Annotated in this window: 15 protein-coding genes; 13 read left to right on the plus strand and 2 right to left on the minus strand. The window is 71.8% G+C overall.

Annotated features, from left to right (window positions below):
• Window positions 1-92 precede the first annotated feature (92 nt).
• The 13 genes from VF330_RS16175 to VF330_RS16235 are packed head-to-tail and all read left to right on the plus strand — an operon-like array spanning window position 93 to window position 17,717.
• Window positions 93-1,802: a non-ribosomal peptide synthetase gene (locus VF330_RS16175; protein ID WP_330852418.1), complete on the plus strand. Its 1,710-nt coding sequence runs from the start codon at window positions 93-95 to the stop codon at window positions 1,800-1,802.
• On the plus strand, window positions 1,802-4,606 hold the full coding sequence (locus tag VF330_RS16180) for a condensation domain-containing protein (RefSeq protein ID WP_330852419.1): 2,805 nt from the start codon (window positions 1,802-1,804) through the stop codon (window positions 4,604-4,606). The genes VF330_RS16175 and VF330_RS16180 overlap by 1 nt, the downstream gene beginning before the upstream one ends.
• A complete protein-coding gene (locus VF330_RS16185) occupies window positions 4,603-4,896 on the plus strand; it encodes an acyl carrier protein (protein WP_330852420.1) in 294 nt (97 codons plus the stop codon). Before VF330_RS16180 ends, VF330_RS16185 begins: the two co-directional genes overlap by 4 nt.
• Window positions 4,893-8,225: a thioester reductase domain-containing protein gene (locus VF330_RS16190; protein ID WP_330852421.1), complete on the plus strand. Its 3,333-nt coding sequence runs from the start codon at window positions 4,893-4,895 to the stop codon at window positions 8,223-8,225. The genes VF330_RS16185 and VF330_RS16190 overlap by 4 nt, the downstream gene beginning before the upstream one ends.
• The gene (locus VF330_RS16195) at window positions 8,222-9,064 is read left to right on the plus strand and encodes a 3-hydroxyacyl-CoA dehydrogenase family protein (protein WP_330852422.1); all 843 of its coding nucleotides are present in this window, start codon (window positions 8,222-8,224) and stop codon (window positions 9,062-9,064) included. Before VF330_RS16190 ends, VF330_RS16195 begins: the two co-directional genes overlap by 4 nt.
• The gene (locus VF330_RS16200; RefSeq protein ID WP_330852423.1) at window positions 9,061-9,300 is read left to right on the plus strand and encodes an acyl carrier protein; all 240 of its coding nucleotides are present in this window, start codon (window positions 9,061-9,063) and stop codon (window positions 9,298-9,300) included. The genes VF330_RS16195 and VF330_RS16200 overlap by 4 nt, the downstream gene beginning before the upstream one ends.
• Window positions 9,297-10,391, plus strand: a complete 1,095-nt coding sequence (locus VF330_RS16205; protein ID WP_330852424.1) for an acyl-CoA dehydrogenase family protein — start codon at window positions 9,297-9,299, stop codon at window positions 10,389-10,391. The genes VF330_RS16200 and VF330_RS16205 overlap by 4 nt, the downstream gene beginning before the upstream one ends.
• Window positions 10,388-11,350: a 3-oxoacyl-[acyl-carrier-protein] synthase III C-terminal domain-containing protein gene (locus VF330_RS16210; protein ID WP_330852425.1), complete on the plus strand. Its 963-nt coding sequence runs from the start codon at window positions 10,388-10,390 to the stop codon at window positions 11,348-11,350. The genes VF330_RS16205 and VF330_RS16210 overlap by 4 nt, the downstream gene beginning before the upstream one ends.
• Window positions 11,338-12,387 carry an HAD-IIIC family phosphatase gene (locus VF330_RS16215; RefSeq protein ID WP_330852426.1) on the plus strand — a complete coding sequence of 350 codons (1,050 nt, stop codon included), beginning with the start codon at window positions 11,338-11,340 and terminating at the stop codon, window positions 12,385-12,387. The genes VF330_RS16210 and VF330_RS16215 overlap by 13 nt, the downstream gene beginning before the upstream one ends.
• On the plus strand, window positions 12,384-13,784 hold the full coding sequence (locus VF330_RS16220; protein ID WP_330852427.1) for an AMP-binding protein: 1,401 nt from the start codon (window positions 12,384-12,386) through the stop codon (window positions 13,782-13,784). Before VF330_RS16215 ends, VF330_RS16220 begins: the two co-directional genes overlap by 4 nt.
• Window positions 13,781-15,016 carry an MFS transporter gene (locus tag VF330_RS16225; RefSeq protein ID WP_330852428.1) on the plus strand — a complete coding sequence of 412 codons (1,236 nt, stop codon included), beginning with the start codon at window positions 13,781-13,783 and terminating at the stop codon, window positions 15,014-15,016. The genes VF330_RS16220 and VF330_RS16225 overlap by 4 nt, the downstream gene beginning before the upstream one ends.
• Window positions 15,013-16,053: an LLM class flavin-dependent oxidoreductase gene (locus VF330_RS16230; protein ID WP_330852429.1), complete on the plus strand. Its 1,041-nt coding sequence runs from the start codon at window positions 15,013-15,015 to the stop codon at window positions 16,051-16,053. The genes VF330_RS16225 and VF330_RS16230 overlap by 4 nt, the downstream gene beginning before the upstream one ends.
• Complete coding sequence (locus tag VF330_RS16235) at window positions 16,050-17,717, plus strand: DUF885 domain-containing protein (protein ID WP_330852430.1); 1,668 nt, start codon at window positions 16,050-16,052, stop codon at window positions 17,715-17,717. The genes VF330_RS16230 and VF330_RS16235 overlap by 4 nt, the downstream gene beginning before the upstream one ends.
• A gap of 42 nt (window positions 17,718-17,759) precedes the next feature.
• Here the strand turns inward: VF330_RS16235 and VF330_RS16240 are convergent, their stop codons facing one another.
• Entirely contained in the window at window positions 17,760-20,480 is a 2,721-nt protein-coding gene (locus VF330_RS16240) for a GH92 family glycosyl hydrolase (RefSeq protein ID WP_330852431.1), read from the minus strand.
• 100 nt (window positions 20,481-20,580) lie between these two features.
• Window positions 20,581-21,849, minus strand: a complete 1,269-nt coding sequence (locus tag VF330_RS16245; protein ID WP_330852432.1) for a hypothetical protein — start codon at window positions 21,847-21,849, stop codon at window positions 20,581-20,583.
• Window positions 21,850-21,860: the final 11 nt, after the last annotated feature.

Raw genomic sequence — 21,860 nt, forward strand, 5'->3', positions numbered from 1 at the left:
GGCTCCCTTATGCGGGGGCCGGAAGAAACGTGTGCGGGGGTGGATCAATGCGTCCGGATCAACGGACGGTGCTGTCGCTCGTCCGTGCTCAGGTGGATCAACGGCCTGGGTCCGTCGCGGTGAGCGGGCCGGGGGAGGACCTGACGTACCGGCGGCTCTGGGACCTCGCGGGTTCCCTCGCGGCCGAGCTGACGGCGCTGGGCGTGCGACGCGGTGACCTGGTCGCCGTCGCCGTGAACCCGTCGGTGGACCTCGTCGTCGCGTTCCTCGGCGTCCTGCGCGCCGGCGCCGCCTACCTGCCCCTCGACAACCGCGCGCCCGCCGACCGCCTCGCGGTGATCCTCGACGAGGCCGCGCCGCAGGTCGTGGTGCGGGCGCGGGACGAGACCCGCTGGTCGACCCCGCTGCCGCCCGGCCTGACCCCGGTGACCGTGCCGGACGAGGTGTCGTCGCAGGTCGATGACGTGGAGGTCGGCCGGGACGACCCCGCGTACGTGGCGTACACGTCCGGCTCGACCGGGCGGCCCAAGGGCGTCGTCGTCCCGCACCGCGCCGTCGTCCGGCTGGTGACCGACGCCGACTACTGCCCCGTCGGCCCTGGTGACAGGGTCGCGAGCCTCTCCAACCCGGCCTTCGACGCGACCACCTTCGAGGTCTGGGCGCCCCTGGCGGTGGGTGGCGCGGTCGTCGCCATCCCCTCGCCGGTGGACCTGGTCCTCGAGGACTGGGTCGCGGCCCTGCGCGACCTGTCGATCACGACGATGTTCCTCACCACCTCGCTCTTCCACTCCATCGCGCGTGAGCTCCCGACGGCGTTCGAGCAGCTGGAACACCTGGTCGTGGGCGGTGAGCAGCTCGATGCGGAGATGGTGCGCCGGGTGCTCGGCTCCCGCCCGCCCGGCCGGATCGTCAACGGGTACGGGCCCACGGAGACCACCACGTTCGCCGCCGTCTTCGAGTGCAGTGCCGAGGCCATGCGCGACGTGGTCCGCACGCCCATCGGGTTCCCGCTGCAGAAGACGACCCTGCACGTCCTCGACGAGGAGCTCCAGCCCGTTCCCGCAGGTGAGACGGGTGAGCTGTGCATCGGCGGGCCCGGTGTCGCCCTGGGCTACCTCGGCCGGCCCGAGCTCACCGCGGAACGGTTCGTCGTCGCGCCCGGCGCCGGGGAGCAGGTCTACCGGACCGGTGACCTGGTCCGGCAGCTCCCGGACGGGGCGCTCGAGGTGGTCGGCCGCCGCGACCGGCAGGTCAAGCTGCGCGGTTTCCGCATCGAGCTGGAGGAGGTCGAGCAGGCCGCCGCGGCGACCGGTCTCGTCGACGCCGTGTTCGTCGAGAAGGTCGGCGACGGGCCCGCCGCCACCCTCGTGGGGTTTGCCCTGCCGACCGCCGGTGGCCAGGAAGAACTGCCGGTCGCGTTGAGGGCGCGTTTAGCGGAGGTGCTTCCGGACTACATGGTCCCGGCGCGCTGGGTCGTGTTGTCGCACGTGCCGCTCGGGCCCACCGGAAAAGCGGACCGCACCGAGCTGCTCGCGTTGCTCGAACCGGTGTCAAGAACGACCGGCGATCTGCCCATAGAGTCCGTTGATGACATCTGCCGCGTCTGGCGGGAAGTGTTGCGGGTAGCACGCGTGGAACCACTCGACAACTTCATTGATTTGGGTGGGAACTCATTGCTCGCCGTTCAGGCGGCGGCCAGGTTGAATGAATTCTTGATTACTTCGGTCGAACCGGCGGAAATCCTTCTCGCCGAGTCGGCCGCGGAACTGGGTGCACGAGTGCGTCATGCGGGGGCCGTCTGATGAGCGGTCCCGCCAGGCTCCACGCGACTATCGCACCGCTGTCATTTGCCCAGGAACGACTTTGGTTCGTGAACGCCGCCGCACCCGAGTCCCCGATCTACAACGTGCCGTTGTTCCTGCGCTGGCGGGGCGAGGTCGACGTCGCCGCGCTGCGCAGGGCGCTGCTCGCGGTGATCGGGAAGCACGAGGTGCTGCGGACCACCTACGAGGACCGGGACGGCACCCGCGTCCAGGTCGTCGGCGAGGCACGCGTCGAGGTCGAGGTCGTCACCCACGACCCCGGCGTCGAGGCGCGGCGCGGGTTCGACCTCGCGGCGGAACCACCGCTGCGGTGCGCGGTCTGGAAGGGACAGCCGGACGGGGACGCGGTCCTGCTGACCATCCACCACATCGCCGTGGACGGGTGGTCGCTGCCCGCGTTGTTCGGCGACCTCGGGACCGCCTACGACGCCGAGCTGGCCGGGCACCGGGCGGACCTGGGCGAGCTGCCCGTCCAGTACGCGGACTACGCGGTCTGGGACCGGGCCGGGTTCGACGAGCAGCTGCTCGCCCACCGCGCCGCCGAGCTGGCGAAGGTGCCCACCGGCCTGAAGCTCGGCGGCGCCTGGCCGGCCTCGGAGGGCTTCCACACCGGTGAGCAGCACCGGTTCGCCGTTCCCGCCGCCACCTGGGAGGCCGTGGGTGAGCTGGCGCGCAAGCTGCGCGCCACGCCGTTCGTCGTGCTGCTGGCCGCGTACGGCGAGGTGATCGGCCGCTGGTCCGCGCGCGACGAGTTCCTGGTCGGCGCCGTCACCGCCAACCGCACGCACCCGTCCGTCGAGGACCTGGTCGGCTTCTTCGTCAACACCGTGCCGCTGCGCTGCACCACGCGTCCGCCCACGTTCGCGCAGCGCTGCGCCGAGCTGCGCCGCGAGGCGTTCGGATCCATGACCTACCAACGCATCCCGTTCGACCAGCTGGTCGCGCGGACGCCCGGCCGGGGGCTGGTGGAGGTCGGGTTCGCGCTGCAGAACATGCCCGCGCCGGACACGACCCGGTGGTCGGCGCCGGACGTGCTGCCGACCGGGACGGCGAAGTACGACGTGCTGCTGATCGTCGAGGAGACGGCCGAGGGCGTCGTCGGGACCCTGGAGCACGACACCGAGCTGTACCCGGCCGAGCTCGGACCGCGGCTGGCCGAGGACTTCGTCGCCCTGCTCACCCGCGCGGTGACCGCCCCCGACGCGCCGCTCGCGGAGTTCGCCCTGCCGAACGGGCCGCTGGAAGCCCCGCGGCCGCTGCCCGCGGCCACGGTGGACCTCGACGAGAGCGAGCTCTCCGAACCCGAACGACGTGCGGCCGAGCTGTTCCGCGCGGTGCTGGCCGAGGCCGGGGTGGAGATCGAGCAGCCCGCGCGCAACGCGAACTTCTTCAGCCTCGGCGGGCACTCGCTGCTGGCCGTGGGCATGCTGGCCCGCGCCCGGCGCGAGCACGGCGCCGTCGTGCGGCCCAGCGAGTTCCTGGCGGAGCCGACCGTGGCGCGGCTGGGAGCGTTGCTGCGCAACGGAACCGGGGCGGCACAGCCCGTGACGGCTCCGGAGGACGGCCCGCGGCCCGCGACGTCCACGCAGCAGCGGTTCTGGTTCCTCGACCGGATTCCCGAGCTGCGCGCCGCGTATCTGGTGCCGACCGTCGTGCACTTCCCCGGTGACACCGGAGTGGACGAGCTGCGGGACGCGGTGGACACCGTGCTCGCGCGGCACCCGTCCCTGCGGTCGCGCTTCCGCTTGGACCACAAGGAGAAGCGGGTCGTCCGCACCACGTCGGAGCCACCGGCGCGGGCGACGGTCACCGACGCGCGCGGCTGGGACGAGGGCAAGCTCGCCGACCACGTCGCCGAGCTGTGCTGGACGCCGTTCGACCTCGCGGCGCAGGCGCCGGTGCGCGCGGAGCTCGTGCTCGTCGCGACCGGTGTGCGACTGGTGCTGTGCGCCCACCACATGGTGGTCGACGGCGTGTCCGTCCGCGTGCTGCTGGACCAGGTCGCGGCCGCCGTGCACCGGCGCCCGCTGCCGGACCCGGTCGACCCGGAACCGTCGGCGGGGCACGCCGACGCGTCCGAGCTCGTCGCCGCGCTGGAAGGAGCACCGACCGACGTGTGCCTGCCGCACGACCGTCCCCGCGCCGCGGTCCAGAGCATCCTCGGAGCCACGGGCACGGCCACGTTCGCCGATGCGGACGCCTTCCGGGCTGTTGCCAAGGAGTCGGGCTGCAGCACGTTCCTCGCCACGGCCGCGGTGCTGGCGGTCGCGCTGGCGCGGAGGTCGGAGCAGCGCGACTTCCTGTTCGCCTTCCCCTGGTCGGGCCGGGAGCACCCGGACGCCGTCGGGATGTTCGTCAACACCCTGGTGCTGCGGGCGGACCTGCGCGGTGACCCGACGTGGCGGGAGGTGCTCGACCGGGTGCGCCGGTCCGCCTCGGTCGCGTACCGGGCGGCGGACGTCCCGTTCGACGAGGTGGTGGGAGCGCTGCACCCGCGGCGCGACCTCAGCAGACCGGCGCTGACGCCGGTCTACGTGGCCGCGGACGACGAGTGGCGGCCACCGCTCGGCGGCGAGCTGCTGCCGCTGGACCCGCTGGCGGTCAAGTACGAGCTGGAGCTGACGGTCACCGAGACCGCGGCCGGGCTGCGGCTCACCGCCGCCTACCAGGCCGACCTGTTCGACGACGACACGATCACGAACCTGCTGGCGGACGTCACCGACGTGGCGGCCGCACTGGTGACCAGTCCCGATGCACCCGCGTGTGAGGAGAAACTGCGTTGACGAAGCTCGATCACGTGCGGGAGGCGTGGGCCGAGGCACTGGACATCACGCCCGACGAGGTGCCCACCGAGGTCAGTTTCTTCGACGCCGGCGGCAACTCGTTGCTGTTGCTGCTGCTCTGGGAACGCCTCAACGGCCTCACGACCCGCGACCTGAAGGCGGCCGACCTCTTCGAGCACAGCACCGTGCTGGCCCAGACCGAGTTCCTCGAGGGCACCGACGAACCGGTCGCCGCCGCGGCGACCTCCCGGTCGGCGCTGCTCGGCCGCTCGCGCAGGGAAGCCTCATGAGCGACACGGACGTCGCGGTCGTCGGCGTCGGCTGCCGCTTCCCGGACGCCTGGACGCCCGAGCAGTTCTGGCGCAACATCGACGCCGGCCGGGTGTCCGTCCAGGACCTCACCGCCGAGCAACGCCGGGCCGGCGGCATCACCGACGACGTCGCCGCGCAGCCGGACTTCGTCGCGAAGGGCACGTCCCTGCCGGGAGTGGCCGACTTCGCGGGCGAGTTCTTCGGCTACCCGCCGGCGGAGGTCGACATCATCGACCCGCAGCAGCGGATCTTCCTGGAGGTCTGCTGGGAGGCCCTGGAGGCGGCCGGGCACCCGCCGCGCAAGGACGGTCCCGTCACGGGCGTCTTCGCCGGCAGCGCGGCCGGGACGTACTCGGCGGCGGTGTTCGCCGCCAAGACGCAGGCGGAGGGGCTCGCCGCGGCCATCGACGACCTCGGCCTGACGCTCGGCGGCCAGGCCGACTTCCTGACCTCGCGGGTGGCCTACAAGCTCGGCATGCGCGGCCCGGCCGTGAGCGTGCAGACGGCGTGCTCGTCGTCGTTGTACGCGGTGCACTACGCCGTGCTGAGCCTGCTCTCCGGTGAGTGCGACATCGCGCTCGCCGGCGGCTCGACGGCGCTGGAACCGTTGGCGGGCTACCACTACCAGCCCGGCGGGCTGCTGTCGGAGGACGGGTTCTGCCGGTCGTTCGACGCGAAGTCGAGCGGCACGTCGTTCAGCTCCGGCGTAGGTGTCGTGGCGTTGCGGCGGCTGTCCGACGCACTCGCCGACGGCGACCCGATTCTCGCGGTCGTCAAGGGCAGCGCAGTCGGCAACGACGGCGCGGACCGGCCCGGCTACACGGCGCCGAGCCCGGCGGGTGTGGCCGAGGTCGTCGCGACGGCGCTGCGGATCGCGGGCGTGTCCGCCGACGACCTGCGGTACGTCGAGGCGCACGGCTCCGGCACGCCGCTCGGCGACCACGTCGAGCTGATCGGGCTGAGCAAGGGGTTGCGGCGCAGCACGCACCGCACCGGCTTCGTCGGGCTGGGGTCGGTGAAGACCAACCTCGGGCACTGCGGACCGGCCGCCGGCATCGCGGGGTTCATCAAGGCCGTGCACATCGCGCACACCGGAACCCTGCCGCCGCACCCGTTCTTCGACCGAGCCCGCGACGAGGGCGAGCTGGCCGAGAGCCCGTTCTACCTCACGCGGACGGCCGGGAGCGACACCGACCCGAACCGCCACGTGCTGGTCAACTCGATGGGCGTCGGCGGCACGAACGTCGCCGCCGTCCTCGCTGCCCCGCCCGCCGCGACGACGCCGTCGGCGCAGGCCGGTGAGGTAGTGCGGCTGGTGCTGTCGGCCCGGTCGCGCGGCGAGCTGGACGCGATGTCGAAGCGCCTCGCCGACGAGCTGGACCGCGGCGAGCACTCGGCCGAGGACATCGCCCACACGTTGCGGGTCGGACGTCAGTCGTTCGCGGAACGGCGGGTCGTCACCGCGGCACCGGAGAAGCTCGCGGCGGCACTGCGCCTGCCGCGGCCACCCGCCGTGCAGACGAAGCGCGGTACCGCCCGGCGCGTGGTCGTCGTCGGCGAGGCCTCACCCGAACTCCTCGCCGCACTGCCCGCTTCCACGCAGGTCGTCGCGGAAGCCCCGGCCTCGCCGCCGAAGGACGCGGTCGTCGTCGGCACCGGCCTGTGGGACGCGCTGACCACGGCGTGGCTCCACGGCGTCGAGGTGCGGTGGGACGCCGTGTCGAAGGGCCGCCGGGTCGTGCTGCCGACGTACCCGTTCCAGCGCAAGCGGTACTGGCTGCTCGACCGGCTGCCGCCGATTGCCGCGGTGCCGCAACCCGTTGCGCCACAGCCCGTTGTGGAGAAGGCCGCTGTCGGTGACGACGTGGAGAGCGACGTCGCCGCGGTCTGGCGCGAGCTGTTCGGCGTCGAGACGATCGGGGTCGACGACGAGTTCGGCTCCCTCGGCGGCACGTCGCTGCTGTCGGTGCAGATGGCGTTCGAGCTCCAGCAACGCCACGGCGTGCTGGTGAACGTGCACCGCGCGGGCGGCAGCAAGGCCACCGTGCGCCGGATCGCCGAGATCATCCGCGGCAAGCTCGCCGGAGCCGAACGCGGTGCGGCCGACATCGACCCGATCGCGGACGGCGACGGCGACCTGATGGACGCCGACATCCAGCTGCCGCTCGGCGACATCGCGCCGTCCAACAACGGCACGGGCGTGCTGCTCACCGGCGCGACCGGCTTCCTCGGCGCGTTCGTGCTGCACGAGTTGCAGAAGGCGCGGCAGGGCACCATCCACTGCCTGGTCCGCGCGGACGACGAGGCGCAGGCCTGGGCACGGCTGACCGAGGCGGCGGAGAAGTACCTGCTGCCCGCGCCGGACCCGTCCCGCGTGCGCGCCGTTCCCGGTGACCTCCGCGAGGTCGGCGAGGTGTGCCGGGCGCACCCCGAACTGGCCGCGGACGTCGGCCAGGTGCTGCACGTCGCCGCGAAGGTCGTGTTCACCGAGCCGTACCGGGTGCTGCGCGAGGACAACGTGCTGCCGATGGTCGAGCTGCTGCGGTGGATGCGCGAGAGCGGCGTCGGCGAGTTCAGCTTCGTGTCCACGGTCGCCGCGACGGCACCGGCGCTCGGTGCCGGCGGACGCGTGCTGGAGAAGCGCGCCCAGTCGCTCGACCCGCAGCAGGGCGGGTACGGCGCCGGCAAGTGGGCGGGCGAACGCCTGCTCGAACGGGCCGAGGCCGACGGCATGCGCGTGCGGATCTTCCGGCCGGGGTTCATCCTCGCCGACAGCCGCACGGGCGCCTGCAACGACCGCGACCTGATCTGGCACATCCTCGCCAGCGGCCTGGCCGTCGGCGCCCACCCGGTCGACGACCGGGCGAACCCGATGGCACCGGTCGACGTCGTGTCGAGGGCGATCGCGGAGCTGTCCGCCGACCCGCGGGCCGTCGGCCGCGCGTACCACCTGATCGACGAGAAGTGCCACGGCCTGCGCCAGGTCTTCGAGCTGCTCGACCTCCATACCAAGCCGCTGCCCTCGGACGAGTGGCTCGCGCTGGTCGGCAGGGAGGCCCTGGCCACCGGCAACGAGGTGCTGTCCACGATGGCGCTCTACGAGGTCGAGGGCCACGAGCTGGGCGAGGACGGCATGGAGGCCACGGCGTGGCGCTCCTGGTTGCGGGACAACGATCTCAGCTCCGCGCCGACCACCTCGGTGCTGCGAGGAGGGCTGGCCTACCTCGGGGAGCGGAACGCGGCGATGCGCGCCGTGCTGCCGGAGACCGCGGCAGCGGGACAGCAGGGACTCGGGGGGAACTCGTGATCGCGGTACTCGGCGCGGGCGTGATGGGCACCGGCATCGCCACGCTCGCCATCGGACACGGCGTCGACGTCACCCTCGTCGACGTCGACGACGACAAGCTCGCCACGGCGCGTGCGGCGGTGAAGCAACAGCTGCGCGGCGCCAAGATCATGGGCACGATGCCCAAGTCCGGACCCGTGGGCGAGCTGGTGTGCACCACGGACCTGAGCGACGTCGCGGCCGCCGAGGCGGTGGTCGAGGCCGTCACCGAGCTCGCCGACCTCAAGGCGAAGGTGCTCGCCGAGGTGTCGGCGATCGTGGCGCCGGGCACGTTGCTGCTCACCAACACCTCGGCCATCCCGGTCGACGAGCTGGCGTCGGTCGTGCAGCGGCCGGAGGACGTGGCGGGCGCGCACTTCATGAACCCGCCGTACGTGATCCGCATGGTCGAGGTCATCCGCGGCCCGCGCACGAGCGAGGCCGCGATGGACTCGGTGCGCACGCTGCTCGGGAAGCTCGACCGCGATCTCGTCGTGGTCGGCGACGGGCCGGGGTTCGTCATCAACCGGGTGCTGCAACGGGTCATCAACGAGTCCGCCCGCATCGTCGAGGAGGGGCTGGCCACGCCCGAGGACGTGGACGCGCTGTTCGAGGGGTGCCTGGGCCACCGCACCGGCCCGCTCGCCACGGCGGACCTCATCGGGCTGGACAACGTCGCGGACAGCCTGCGGGTGCTGCACGAACGCACCGGTGACGCCGGGTACGCGCCGTGCGACCTGCTGCTCGCGAAGGTGCGCGACGGCGAGTTCGGACGCAAGACGGGCAAGGGTTTCTACGAGCACGGAGGAGTTTGGGCGTGAGCATCACCGTGGGGCTGCACGACTTCCTCGTCTCCCGCACCAAGAGGGCGTGGGAACCGGACGAGGACCTGTTCGCCGCCGGCGTCGTCTCGTCGCTGTTCGCGCTGGAGCTGGTGGTGTACCTGGAGAAGGCGCACGGAGTCGAGGTCGAGGGCGAGTACCTGAGCATCGACAACTTCCGCACCATCAGCCGCATCGAGAAGATGGTGCACGAGCTGCAGGCGGCCACACCGTGAGCGACGTCCTCGGCTCCGCGCTGGAGCTGCTGACCGAGCGCGTGGCGGACAAGGCGGCCGGGTGGGACCGCGCGGGCGTGCTGCCCGTGGAGGTCCTCCGCGAGCTGGGGGCCAAGGGCGTGCTCTGCGCCCAGGTGTCCACTTCGGACGGCGGACTCGGCCTGTCCAGCGTCGAGAACGGCGAGCTGACCGCGCACCTCGGCACGTTGTGCGGCTCGACCAGGAGCGTGGCGACCTCGCACGGCATGGCCGCGTGGGTCGTCACGCGGCTCGGGTCGCGGCGGCAGCGGGCTGCGTTCCTGCCGCGGCTGACGAGTGGCGAGCTGGCCGCGGTCGCGTTCAGCGAGTCCGGTGCGGGCAGCGACCTCCAGTCGATGACGACCGAGATCCGGCGCGACGGCGACGACGTCGTCGTGTCGGGCGAGAAGGTCTGGATCACCGTCGCCGCGTACGCCGACCTGGTCGTCGTGTTCGGCAGGTTCGGTGAGGGCGCCGGTGCCGTCGTGGTGCCCACGAACACGCCCGGGGTGCACGTCGAACGGATCCCCGAGCCGCTCGGGTGCCGTGCGGCCGGGCACGCGGTCGTCCGGCTCGACGACGTCCGGCTGCCCGCGGACCACCTGCTCAGCGGCGCCGGCATGTCGCTCGGCCTGCTGGTCACCTCCGCGCTGACCTACGGCCGGCTCTCGATCGCCTGGGGCTGCGTCGGAATGCTCCGCACCTGTCTGCGCGAGGCCACGGGCCACGCGCGGTCGCGCACCCAGTTCGGCGTTCCGCTGGCCGAGCACCAGCTGGTCGCCGGGCACCTCGCCGACCTGGTGGTCGCCGAGCAGGTCGCGACGAGGATGTGCGAGCACGCCAGCCGGTGCTGGGACGACGGCACGCCGGAGCTGGTGACGGCGTCCGTGCTCGCCAAGCACGTGTCGGCCACGAACGCGGCCCGCGGCGCCGCCACCGCCGTCCAGGTCCTCGGGTCGGCCGGGGCGCGGGAGACCCACCCGGTCGCGAGGGCGTACCGGGACGCGAAGCTCATGGAGATCATCGAGGGCAGCAACGAGATCTCGCGGTTGCTGCTGGCGGGTGCGGCATGAGCATCGGCATCGGTTCTGTCCATTGTGTACTTCCCGAGCGGCTCGTGGCGGTGGCCGAGCTGCCGGAGTTCGAGGCGCTCGGGCACGACGAGGCGGAGTTCGCCAGGGCGTGCGGCATCGAGACGATCTCGGAGTTCGACGACGTCACGGCCGGCGACCTCGCCGTGCGCGTGACGCAGGAGCTGCTCGACCGCGACCCCGTCGAGCCCGACCTGCTGATGCTGGTCGGCCCGCGCGCACCGGACGTGCTGCTCGGCTCCGACGTCTGCCGCGTGCAGGCCGAGACGAAGCTCAGCGGCGCGTTCGCGTTCACCGTCGACGGCCTGGGCTGCACGGGTTCCAGCGCCGCCTGGGCGCTCGGACGCGACCTGCTGCTCGCCGACCCGGCGAAGCAGTCGGTGCTCATCACCCACGCCAGCAGGCCGACCGGCGCGGACCGGGTGCGGTTCCCGGTCACCGTGATCGGCGACGGCGCGTGCGCGATGACGCTGGTCAAGGGCGGCCGCCCGGTCCTGCGGGCGCACCGGATGGAGACCGACGGCACGTTCCACGACCTGTTCGGTGTCGATTACAAGCAGACGCCCTGGTACGAGTGGCGCGAGGAATGCGGGTCGCCCGACCGCTACCGCTTCGAGCTGGCCATGCACAGCAAGGTCCGGCTCGGGAAGCTCGTGAAGGCCGTGCTCGCGGACGCGGGGATCGAACGGTCGGACGTCGCGGCGACGCTCATGCAGAACGTCACCGCCGGCGCGTACGACTTCTACCAGTCCCTCCTGGACGTCCGCATCCACCCCGTCTGCCGCGAGAACCTGGCCCGCTACGGCCACCTCGGCGCGATGGACGTGGTCCTGAACCTCGACCGGCTGCTGGCGAGCGGGGAGCTCGCCGAGGGAGATCTGGTGCTGGTGCTGAACAACAGCCCGGTCGCCGCCTGGGCGGTGACGTTGTGGGAACTGTGAAATGCCTCGTCTGGGACCTCGACCGGACCCTGTGGGCCGGGACGTTGCTGGAGGGCTTCGAACCCGTCCTCTCCGACGAGGTCCGCGAGACCATCGTCGAGCTGGACCGGCGGGGGATCCTGCAGTCCGTCGCCAGCCGCAACGACCACGACCACGCGTGGGAGTGGCTGGAGAAGCTCGGCGTCGCCGAGTACTTCGTGCTGCCGCAGATCGGCTGGGGCGCGAAGTCCGACTCGGTCCGCGAGATCGCGGACAAGCTCAACTTCGCGCTGTCGGCCATCGCCTTCGTCGACGACCAGCCGACCGAACGCGCCGAGGTCACCTACCACCTGCCCGAAGTGCGCGTCTACGAGGCCGAACGGGTCGCGGAGCTGCTGTCGCTGGAGGAGTTCACGCCGGCGACGATCACCGTCGACTCGGCCCGCCGGCGTGAGATGTACCAGGCGGGCTTCCGCCGGGACACGGCACGCGCCGAGCACGCCGGTCCCGACGAGGAGTTCCTGAGGTCGCTCGACCTGGTCATGACCATCAGCCGGGCCACCGAGTACGAGCTGGCCAGGGCCGAGGAGCTGACCCTGCGCACCAGCCAGATGAACGCCACCGGCGTGCACTACTCGGACGCGGACCTGCGCGCGCTGCTGGCCGACCCCGGGCACGAGGTGCTGGTCGTGACGATGGCGGACCGGTTCGGCCCGCACGGCGCGGTCGGGTTGCTGCTGCTGGAGAAGCACGCCACGGCCTGGCACCTGAAGCTGCTCGCGACGTCCTGCCGGGTGGTCGCGTTCGGCGCGGGGGCGGTGCTGCTGCGGTGGCTCGCCACCGAGGCGGCGCTGGCGGGCGCGCACCTCGTCGCGGACTTCAGGAAGACCGAGCGCAACCGCATGATGGAGGTCGCCTACCGGTTCGCCGGGTTCCGCACCGAGGACTGCGCGTGCCTCGCATCCGTGGACACCCAGGACGTCCAGCACCTCCACCTCGTGCCGCAGCGGCACGAGCCACCGACCACCATGACCCTGGACGCGGTGAGGCTCGCATGAACACGCTGTACGACTGGTTCGCGCGGTCGGCCGAGCGCCACCCGGACCTCGTCGCCATCGAGGTCGGGGGACAGGCCCTGACCTACCGGGAGCTGCGCGAGCGCTCGGACGCGGTGGCCGCCGGGATCCTCGCCGCGCACGGCTCGGTCCCGAAGCGGATCGCGCTGCCCGCCGACCGGTCCCTGCCCACCTACCTCGGTTACCTGGCCGCACAACGGCTCGGCGCCACCGTCACCCCGGTCAACCCGGCTCACCCGGAGTCGCGCAACCAGGCGATCCTGGAGCTGGCGAGGCCCGACCTCGTCCTGTCCCAGGTGGACGAACGCGACGGCGAGCTGCCGCCGCCGGCCGCCCAGGACGTCGCCTACATCCTGTTCACCTCCGGCTCCACCGGCAGGCCGAAGGGCGTGCCGATCACGCACGCCAACCTGGCGCCGTACATCGCGCACAACATCGCGAAGTTCGACGTCGGGCCTGGCTGCCGGATGTCGCACACGTTCGACCTCACCTTCGACCCGTCGGTGTTCGACCTGTTCGTCACGTGGGGCGGTGGCGCGACCCTGGTCGTGCCGGAACGCGCCGAGCTGCTGGAACCGGTGAAGTACCTCGCCGACCGCGGGATCACGCACTGGTTCTCGGTGCCGTCGGTCGTCTCGGTCAGCGCCAACCTCCGCAACCTGCCCACGGGCGTGGAGAACTCGTTGCGGCACAGCATCTTCATCGGCGAGCAGCTCACCTACGGCCAGGCGCGGGCGTGGCAGGAGGTCGCACCGCAGGCGGCCATCACCAACGTCTACGGCCCGACCGAGCTGACGGTGGCGTGCACCGAGTACACGCTGCCGCTCGACCCGGCGGACTGGCCCGAGACGTCGAACGACACCGTGCCGATCGGCCCGGTCTACGGGTTCCTCGACTCGGTGGTGCTCGACGACGGCGAGCTGTGCGTGCGCGGCTCGCAGCGGTTCGGCGGCTACCTCGACCCCGCGGACAACACCGGGCGGTTCCTCCCGGCGCACCTGCCGTTGTCGCGGGAGCACTACTACCGCACGGGCGACCGGGTGCGCGAGGAGAACGGCCACTGGGTGCACCTCGGCCGCCTCGACAACCAGGTCAAGATCCGCGGCTACCGGATCGAGCTCGGCGAGGTCGAGGCCGCCCTGCGCGGGCACGAGGACGTGCGCGACGCCGTGGTGGTCGCGGCCGACACCGGTGCCGAGACCGAGCTGGTCGCCTACTTCACCGGCGCACCGCACACCACCGTCGAGCTGGTGCGGTGGCTGCGCAAGCGGTTGCCGATCCACATGGTGCCCCGGCGGTTCCACCACCTGCCGGAGATCCCGCTCAACGCCAACGGCAAGGCCGACCGCAAGGTGCTCCGGGAGCTGGTCCACTCATGACCTCGTTGCACGAGAAGCTGATCCGCCAGGTCTACCCGCCGGCGGGCCCGGTCAGGGTGCTGGTCGCGGCGAACATGGGCCACGGCCTGTCCAACGGCATGCTGCTCACCGTCGTCGTGCTGTACTTCACGAACTCGGTGCACATCCCTGCCACCCACGTCGGCATCGGCCTGACCGTCGCCGCCGCGCTGAAGATGGCCGTGAGCGTCCCGCTGGGACACCTGACGGACGTCATCGGCGCCCGCACCGCGGCGGTCGCGTTCCACATCGTGCGCGGCGGGTTCATCGCCGGGTACGTGCTCGCCGAGAACGCCGTGGCGTTCGCGGTCGTGGCGACCCTCGTCTACGTCGCCGAGTCCGGCGCCCACTCGACCGAGGCGACGGTGGTGGCGGCCGCGATGCCGCCGGAGGAACGCGTCAAGGCCCGCGCCTACACCCGGTCCGCCAACAACATCGGCTTCTCCGTCGGCGCGCTGGCCGGCGGTGTGGCGCTGACGGCCGACTCACGGCCGGTGTACGTGACGCTGCTGCTGATCTGCGCCGTGCTGTACGCGGCCAGCGGTCTCGTCTACCTCAAGCTCCCCGACGCCGACAAGGTCGCGCGGCCCGAGGGCGCCAGCCGGTGGGAGGTGCTGAAGGACCGGCCGTTCGCCGTGTTCGGCATGCTGAACATCCTGCTGGTGATGAACGTCGGCATCCTGCTCGTCGCGCTGCCCATCTGGATCTCGCAGAAGACGAGCGCCCCGCCGGTGCTGTACTCCGTGATCCTGGTGCTCAACACGATCATGGTCGTGCTGTTCCAGGTCCGGGCCAGCGAGGGCGCCGAGACGATCGAGGGTGGCGCGAAGGCGTTGCGCCGCTGCGGTCTGCTGCTGGCGGTGTGCTGTGCGCTGTTCGCGTTCGCGCAGGGCCAGTCGACGTGGGTCGCGATCGCGTTCCTGCTCGCCGGCGCCGTCGTGCACGCGATCAGCGAGCTGCTCTACAGCGCGGGGTCGTGGGCGTTGGCCTTCGAGCTGGCACCCGAGCACGCGCACGGCCAGTACCAGGGCTTCTTCGGCATGACGTCCGACCTCGGGTCGATGATCACGCCGATCGTGGTGACCACGCTGATCATCGGCCAGGGCTGGCCGGGCTGGCTGGTGCTCGGCGCGTTGCTGCTGGCCGCGGGCTTCGCGGCACCGTCGGTCGCCCGGTGGGCGGCCGCCACCCGACTCCAGGAAAAGGCGGTGTGACCGCGGTGGACTTCAGCCTGTTCTACTTCGCCAACGACAACTGCTCGCTCGACGCGGACCGGTACGACCTCCTGCTGTCGGGCGCGAAGTTCGCCGACACCCACGACTTCGCGGCCGTGTGGACGCCGGAGCGGCACTTCCACCCGTTCGGCGGGATCTACCCGAACCCGGCCGTGACCGGTGCCGCGATCGCCGCCGTGACCGACCGGATCGGCATCCGCGCGGGCAGCGTGGTCTCCCCGCTGCACCACCCGCTGCGGGTCGCCGAGGAGTGGTCGGTGGTCGACAACCTCTCCGGCGGCCGGGCCGGCATCTCGCTCGCGTCGGGCTGGCACGCCACGGACTTCGTGCTGCGCCCGGAGAACTACGAGAACCGCCGCCAGGTCGTGCTCGACAACGTCGAGCAGATCCGCGCCCTGTGGCGCGGCGAGACCCGGTCCTTCGTGGACGGTGCCGGGAACACGAGCGAGGTGCGGATCTTCCCGCCGCCCGTGCAGCGCGAGCTGCCGATCTGGGTCACCAGCGCGGGCGGGGGGGAGACGTTCCGCAACGCGGGCCGGATCAAGGCGGGCCTGCTCACCCACCTGCTCGGGCAGGACCTGGACGACCTCGCCGGCAAGATCGCGCAGTACCGCGAGGAGGCCGGCGACGCCGCGCACGTCGTGCTGATGGTGCACGCGTTCCTGGGCGACGACGAGGACGAGGTGCGCGAGGTCGTCCGCGAACCGATGTCCGCCTACCTGCGCAGCTCCATCAACCTGCTGCTGGGCTCGCAGCTGCCCGGCGCGAAGCGGATCGACCCGGCGAAGCTGCGGGAGTCCGAAGTGGACTTCCTGGTGCAGCGCTCGTTCGACCGCTACTACGACGACGGCGGCCTGCTCGGCACCGTGCCCAAGGCGCTGAAGGTCGTCGAACGGGCCCGCGCCATCGGCGTCGACGAGATCGCGTGCCTGATCGACTTCGGCATCGACACCAAGCAGGTGCTGGCCGGCCTGGACCACCTGAACGAGCTCCGACTTCTTGCGAGGAAGCCTTGACCCACGTCCACGCCCTGTCCGACCGGTACATCGAGGAGTTCGCGACCCTCGACCCGATCAACGGCAGCTACCTCGGCATCCCCGGCCACGACGAGGACCTCACCGACTTCTCGCCGGAGGGCTACGCGGCCCGCGGCGAGCTGCGCGCCCGCACGCTGCGCGAGATGGCCACCGCCCCGGCCGCCGACGAGGGCGAGGAGCTCGCCAGGGAGGTGTTCCAGGAGCGGGTCGGCACCGAGCTCGACCTCCACGAGGCCGGGCTGGACGAGGCCTGCGTCAACACGATCAACAGCCCCATCCAGGACATCCGCATCACGTTCGACCTCATGTCGTCGGAGACCACCGGGGACTGGGAGAAGATCGCCCGGCGGCTGGCGAAGGTGCCGGAGACGCTGGAAGGTCTCGGCGCGTCCCTCGCGAAGGCCCTGGTGCGCGGCACCTCCACGTCCGGACGGCAGCTGGTCAAGATCGCCGGCCAGTGCGACACGTGGGCGGGCAACGCGGACCCGGAGTCGTTCTTCACGAAGTTCGTGCGCGGCGCGGAGGTCCCGGCGGCCCTGAAGGCCGAGCTGGAGACGCACGCCGAGGCGGCCAACGAGGCGTTCGCCGGCTTCGCCCGGCAGCTGCGCGAGGACATCGCGCCGAAGGCACCGGACCGCGACGGCGTCGGCGCCGAGATCTACTCCCTGTGGTCACGCCAGTTCCTGGGCGCGCGCATCGACGTGCAGGAGGCGTACGACTGGGCGTGGGGCGAGTTCGCCCGCATCGAGAAGGAGATGCTCGCCCTCGCCGACCGCATCAAGCCGGGTGCCTCCCTCACCGAGGCCGCCGAGGTCCTCGACGCCGACCCGCGGTACCTGGTCGAGGGCCGCGAGCAGTACGGCGAGTGGATGCAGAAGCTGAGCGACCAGGCCCTGAGCGACCTGCGCGGCGTCCACTTCGACATCCCCGACGAGCTGATGAGGTTCGAGGTCAGGCAGGCGCCGCCCGGCGGCTCCGTCGGCCAGTACTACGCCGCGCCCACCGAGGACTTCTCCCGCCCCGGCAGCACCTGGTGGACCGCACCGGCCGAGCAGACGACGTTCCCGACGTGGCGGCAGATCTCCACGCTGTACCACGAGGGCGTGCCCGGTCACCACCTCCAGCTCGGCACGGCCGTGTACCAGGCGGGCAGGCTGAACAAGTACCAGCGCCTGCTCGCGTTCGCCTACGGCCACGGCGAGGGCTGGGCCCTGTACACCGAGAAGCTCATGCGCGAGCTGGGGTACGTCTCGTCGGACGGCGACGTCTTCGGTTCGCTGACCGACGAGCTGTACCGCGCGACGCGGGTGATCGTCGACATCGGCATGCACCTCGGCCTGGAGGTGCCGCGCGGCACCGGGTTCCACGAGGGCGAGAGGTGGACGCGGGACCTGGCGCTCGAGTTCTTCCTGACCCGCACCACGGTCCGCGAGTCGCTGGCCCGCGACGAGGTGGACCGCTACCTCGGGTGGCCGGCGCAGGCCACGTCGTACAAGCTCGGCGAACGCATGTGGCTCGACGCGATCGCGGACGCCCGCGCGCGGCACGGGTCGGCGTTCGACCTCAAGGCGTTCCACATGCGGGCGCTGGAGATGGGCTCGATGGGGCTCGACACGCTGCGGGTGCAGCTGGCGAAGCTCTGACGTGCCGGGGGCGCACTGGGAACCGGTGCGCCCCCGGTCGGGTCAGCTCGCGTAGACCTCGAACTCGTAGATCCGCGCCGCCGTGTTGCCGTTGTTCGCCGGCGTGGTCACGTTCAGCTTCACGTACCGCGCCTGCCGCGGCGTGAACCGGTGGTACGACCGGCTCGCCCGCACCGAGGACACGTCCGCCACCGTCGTCCAGCTCGTGCCGTCGGTCGACGTCTGGACGGTGTACGCGCCCGTGTTGAACCCGGTGGTCTCACCGCCGAGCCCCGCGTGCTTCAGGACGACCGACCCGACGGTCTGCGCCGAGCCGAGGTCGACCTGGAGGAACTTCGTGCCGCTCGCCAGGGAACACCACTTGCCGGACAGGCTGCCGTCGAACGCCTTCGCCGCCGCCTCGGAGTCGGCGCAGGGCGCGGACGCCGTGGAAGGCTTGCCCAGAGCCAGGTTCGTGCCGAGGGCGGGCGCTGCCGGCGGGGGAGTGAAGCCGTCGTTGTAGGACGGCGGCACGTCCGCGGCGTTCGTCCCCCAGGCGCTGGGCGACGACCCCATCGTGTAGTTCAGCGTCGTGTTCCCGGAGATGTCCCCGTACCGCAGCCAGCTCCGCGTCTGGGCGGTGCCGTTGCGGGTGAAGCTCTGCACGTACTGCGCCGACGGGCCGGCGCCCGAGGCGTTGATCTGCAGCGTGGCACCGGGGCGGGTGACCGTGATCGCCGGGAACAGCGGGCCGTGCAACGCCAGCACGTCGGCACCCGGCGTGGGCGGGTACATGCCCATCGCCGACCAGACGTACCACGCGGAGGTGGCGCCGAGGTCGTCGTTGCCGGGCAGGCCGCCGGCCGCGGTGGTGAACGACTCGGTCATCACGCGCCGCACCGCCGCGCTCGTGCCCTGCGGGTAGGCGGCGTAGTGGTAGGCCCACGGCACGCCGTGCTCCGGCTCGTTGCCGATGTAGAAGTACGGCTGGCTGAGTCCGCCGTTGAGCTGGGTGAAGTGGTGGTCGAGGCGCTGCACCGCGGTCTTCGGCCCGCCCATCAGGTTGATGAGGCTGCCGAAGTTCCACGGCACCATCCACGTGTACTGCGACGCGTTGCCCTCGGTGTAGCCGCTCGGGCTGCCGGGCGTGACGGGCCACGCCCACGAGCTGTCGCTGTTGCGCTTCTGCACGTACCCCGACTCGGGGTTGTACACGTTGGACCACCACTGGGCGCGGGTCATGTAGGTGTTGTACTTCGCCGTGTCACCGACAGCTTTGGCGAACTGCGCGACGGCGAAGTCGGAACCCGAGTACTCCAGCGAGTCCGACGGGTCCTCGGTGACGAAGTGCCTGCTGAGGTACCCGGACTGGCGGCCGCGGATCGCGCTGCCCTGCGTGGTGCCGCCGTTGGAGCTCTTGTCCATCAACGCCAGCGCGGCCGCGGTGTCGAAGCCGCGCACGCCGAACGCGTACATGCTCGCCACGACGATCGGCCCGGGGTCCCCGTTCATCACGAAGATCTCCTGGCTGTTGTGCGACCACTTCGGCAGCAGCCCGCCCTGCTGGCCGTCGAGGACCATGGACTTGGCGATGTCACTGGACTCCGCCGGTGCCAGCAGCGCTATCAGCGACGCCCACGAGCGGTAGATGTCCCAGCCGGAGTAGTTCTGGTACACGGTGTGCGACGCGGTGCGGACGGTCTGGTCGAAGCCGCGGTACTGGCCGTTGACGTCGCTCGCGATGTTCGGGTTCTGGAACACGTGGTAGAGCGCCGTGTAGAACTTCTGCAGGTCCGCGGCCGAGCCACCGGTCGCCTGCACCCGGTTCAGCACGTCGTTCCACGAGGTGTCGGCCGCCGCCCTGGTGGCCGCGAAGTCGAAGCCCGGGTTCTCCGCCGCGAGGTTGGCCTGCGCGCCGGCCACGCTGACGAACGAGATGCCGACCTTGAGCTGCACCACCGGGTTCGACGACGTGTCGAACGTGACGTAGCCGCCCGAGCTCACCCCGCTGGTGCTCGCCGACCCGGCGGTCACCGTGCCGCCGAGCCACGTGCCGAAACCGGTGGGCGCGCGGTCGAACTGGATGGCGTAGTAGAGCGGGTAGGTCTTGGACGAGCCGCAGAAGCCGCCGCCGGTGAACGTACCGGTGAGCTGGCTTCCGCTGATCGAGATCGACCCGGTGCGGTTGCCCGTGGCGCTGCGGCTGCTGTTGACCAGCACCCTGGCCGTGGTCGTGCTCGGGTAGGTGAGCTTCATGAACCCGGTGCGCTTGGTGGCGCTCAGCTCGACGCCGGTGTTGTAGGTGTCCAGCCGGTTCTTGTAGTAGCCGGGCGACGCCGCCTCGTTGGACTTCGTGTACGTGCCCGCGTAGCCGGTCCAGTTCGACCCCGGTGAGGTGGCGACGTTGCCGGTGATCGGGAGGATGCCGAGGTCCTCGTTGTTGGCGCAGCCCGCGCCGTTGAAGTGGGTGAGGCTGAACTCCTCGATCTTCGCGTCGCTGTAGCGGTAGCCGGACGGGGAGGCGGTCGGCGTGTCCGGGCTGAGCTGCACCATGCCGAACGGCACGACGGCGCCGGGGTAGGTGCTGCCGCCCGCGCCGCCGGGCACCGGGTTGGGCGAGTTGCTGTTGTCCGTGCCGATGAACGGGTTCACGTGCTGGGTGAGTGCCGCGGCGGCGCGCGGTGCGGCCACCGCGGGCGTGGCGGCGGCAAGGCCTGCCACCAGCAGACCGGCCGCGAGCAGCGGGATGGAGTGTCTGGCGCGTCGGTGCAGGGAGCCGAGCATGGACCTTCCTCTCTTCGGTTGTCGTGCGGTGTCCTGGGCAGGGAGGGAAGACAACGTTGTCAACGCCCGCGCCGGGGCGCCGTCGGAGGTGGCGGGCCGATCAGCAGGCGGGGAAGAGCGCTCTCGTGCCGCCGGTGGCCTGCCGGTCGCTGAACCGGCAGCCGAACCTCGGGTCGTCGGTCCGCCGCACGTCGTCACCGGCCGGTCGCGTGCCGCGGTCCACCCACGTCGTCAGGTCGCGCCAGGCGGCGCCGGCCTCGGCGGGGGAGAACTCGCAGTGGTCGACCGTGCGGATCGCGCGCTGCACCAGCAGGTGCGTGCGGCCCCGGCGCGCCGCGTCGTCGCGGTAGTCCTGCTCCATCTTGAACGGCACGAACAGGTCGCCGATGCCGTGCAGCGACACGACCGGAGCGCTCGGCAGGCCCTGGACGGCGGGGATCTCGGTGAGCGCCCACGTGTTCCGCGCGACGGGGTTCGCGGCGCGAACGCGCTGCACGGTCGCGTTGACGTCCACCGGCGAGTTCGGCCGGTAGCGCGTGCCGACGTTCGTGGCGACCAGCTGCGGGTTCTCGGCGAGGTTCTGGCTCGCCGAGGCGGCGACGAGCCCGAACAGGAAGTCCTGCCAGTAGGCGTAGGCGGCGTCGGTGCCGGGCCGCGCGCCGCCGGACAGGGTGGCGACCAGGGCGCGGAACTGCTCGTCGTCGCCCGCCAGCGCCTGCCGGATGCGCGGCACGACGGTGGTCTGGTAGTCCGGCGGCAGCGGGTAGGCGCGGATGCCGGTGAGGGTCTGCGCGACGAGGTGGAAGCTCAGGAAGTAGTCGAACAGCTCGTGGTCGCCCACCACGCCGCACATCGGCAGGGCGCCCGCGTAGAAGCCGGGGTGCTGCTCCAGGGACCGGGCGATGACGTGCCCGCCCATCGAGACACCGGCGAGGAAGACCTTCTCCGGCCGCCGCACCAGCCGCCCGAAGAGCGTCGCGAGCTCACGGGTCGTGGTGACGCCGGCCCGGACGTCGTAGGCGTTGCTGTAGTACGACGACGCCGCCCACGCGTAGCCCTCGTCGAGCCACTGCTGCCGCAGCCCGTACGAGGGCGCGTCGACCGTGAGGACCTTGCCGGTGCCGCGGTAGCCGTGCGCCCACATCGCGAGCCGGCCGTTCCAGCGCGGCGGCACCTCGATGACGTAGCCCGCGTGGCTGTGCACGCCCTGCAGGACCCTCGTCGGCCGGCCGCCGACGGTCGCGGGCGCCAGCGGCGGGTTGACGATCGTGTAGCCGGGCAGCGGCTGGTCGCCGCGGTCGGCGGAGGCGGGCTGGGTGGCGGTGAACACGAGGAGGAACGACAACGCGACGCTGAGCAGTCGTCTCATGCCCTCGGACG

The organism is Lentzea sp. (genome assembly GCF_036380075.1).
Taxonomy (GTDB): domain Bacteria; phylum Actinomycetota; class Actinomycetes; order Mycobacteriales; family Pseudonocardiaceae; genus Lentzea.

Bases quoted from the DNA above. Each gene is read 5' to 3' on its own strand.
- VF330_RS16180 (WP_330852419.1), top strand. From the start codon at position 1,802: ATGAGCGGTCCCGCCAGGCTCCACGCGACTATCGCACCGCTGTCATTT.
- VF330_RS16190 (WP_330852421.1), top strand. From the start codon at position 4,893: ATGAGCGACACGGACGTCGCGGTCGTCGGCGTCGGCTGCCGCTTCCCG.
- VF330_RS16210 (WP_330852425.1), top strand. From the start codon at position 10,388: ATGAGCATCGGCATCGGTTCTGTCCATTGTGTACTTCCCGAGCGGCTC.
- VF330_RS16220 (WP_330852427.1), top strand. From the start codon at position 12,384: ATGAACACGCTGTACGACTGGTTCGCGCGGTCGGCCGAGCGCCACCCG.
- VF330_RS16225 (WP_330852428.1), top strand. From the start codon at position 13,781: ATGACCTCGTTGCACGAGAAGCTGATCCGCCAGGTCTACCCGCCGGCG.
- VF330_RS16240 (WP_330852431.1), bottom strand. From the start codon at position 20,480: ATGCTCGGCTCCCTGCACCGACGCGCCAGACACTCCATCCCGCTGCTC.
- VF330_RS16245 (WP_330852432.1), bottom strand. From the start codon at position 21,849: ATGAGACGACTGCTCAGCGTCGCGTTGTCGTTCCTCCTCGTGTTCACC.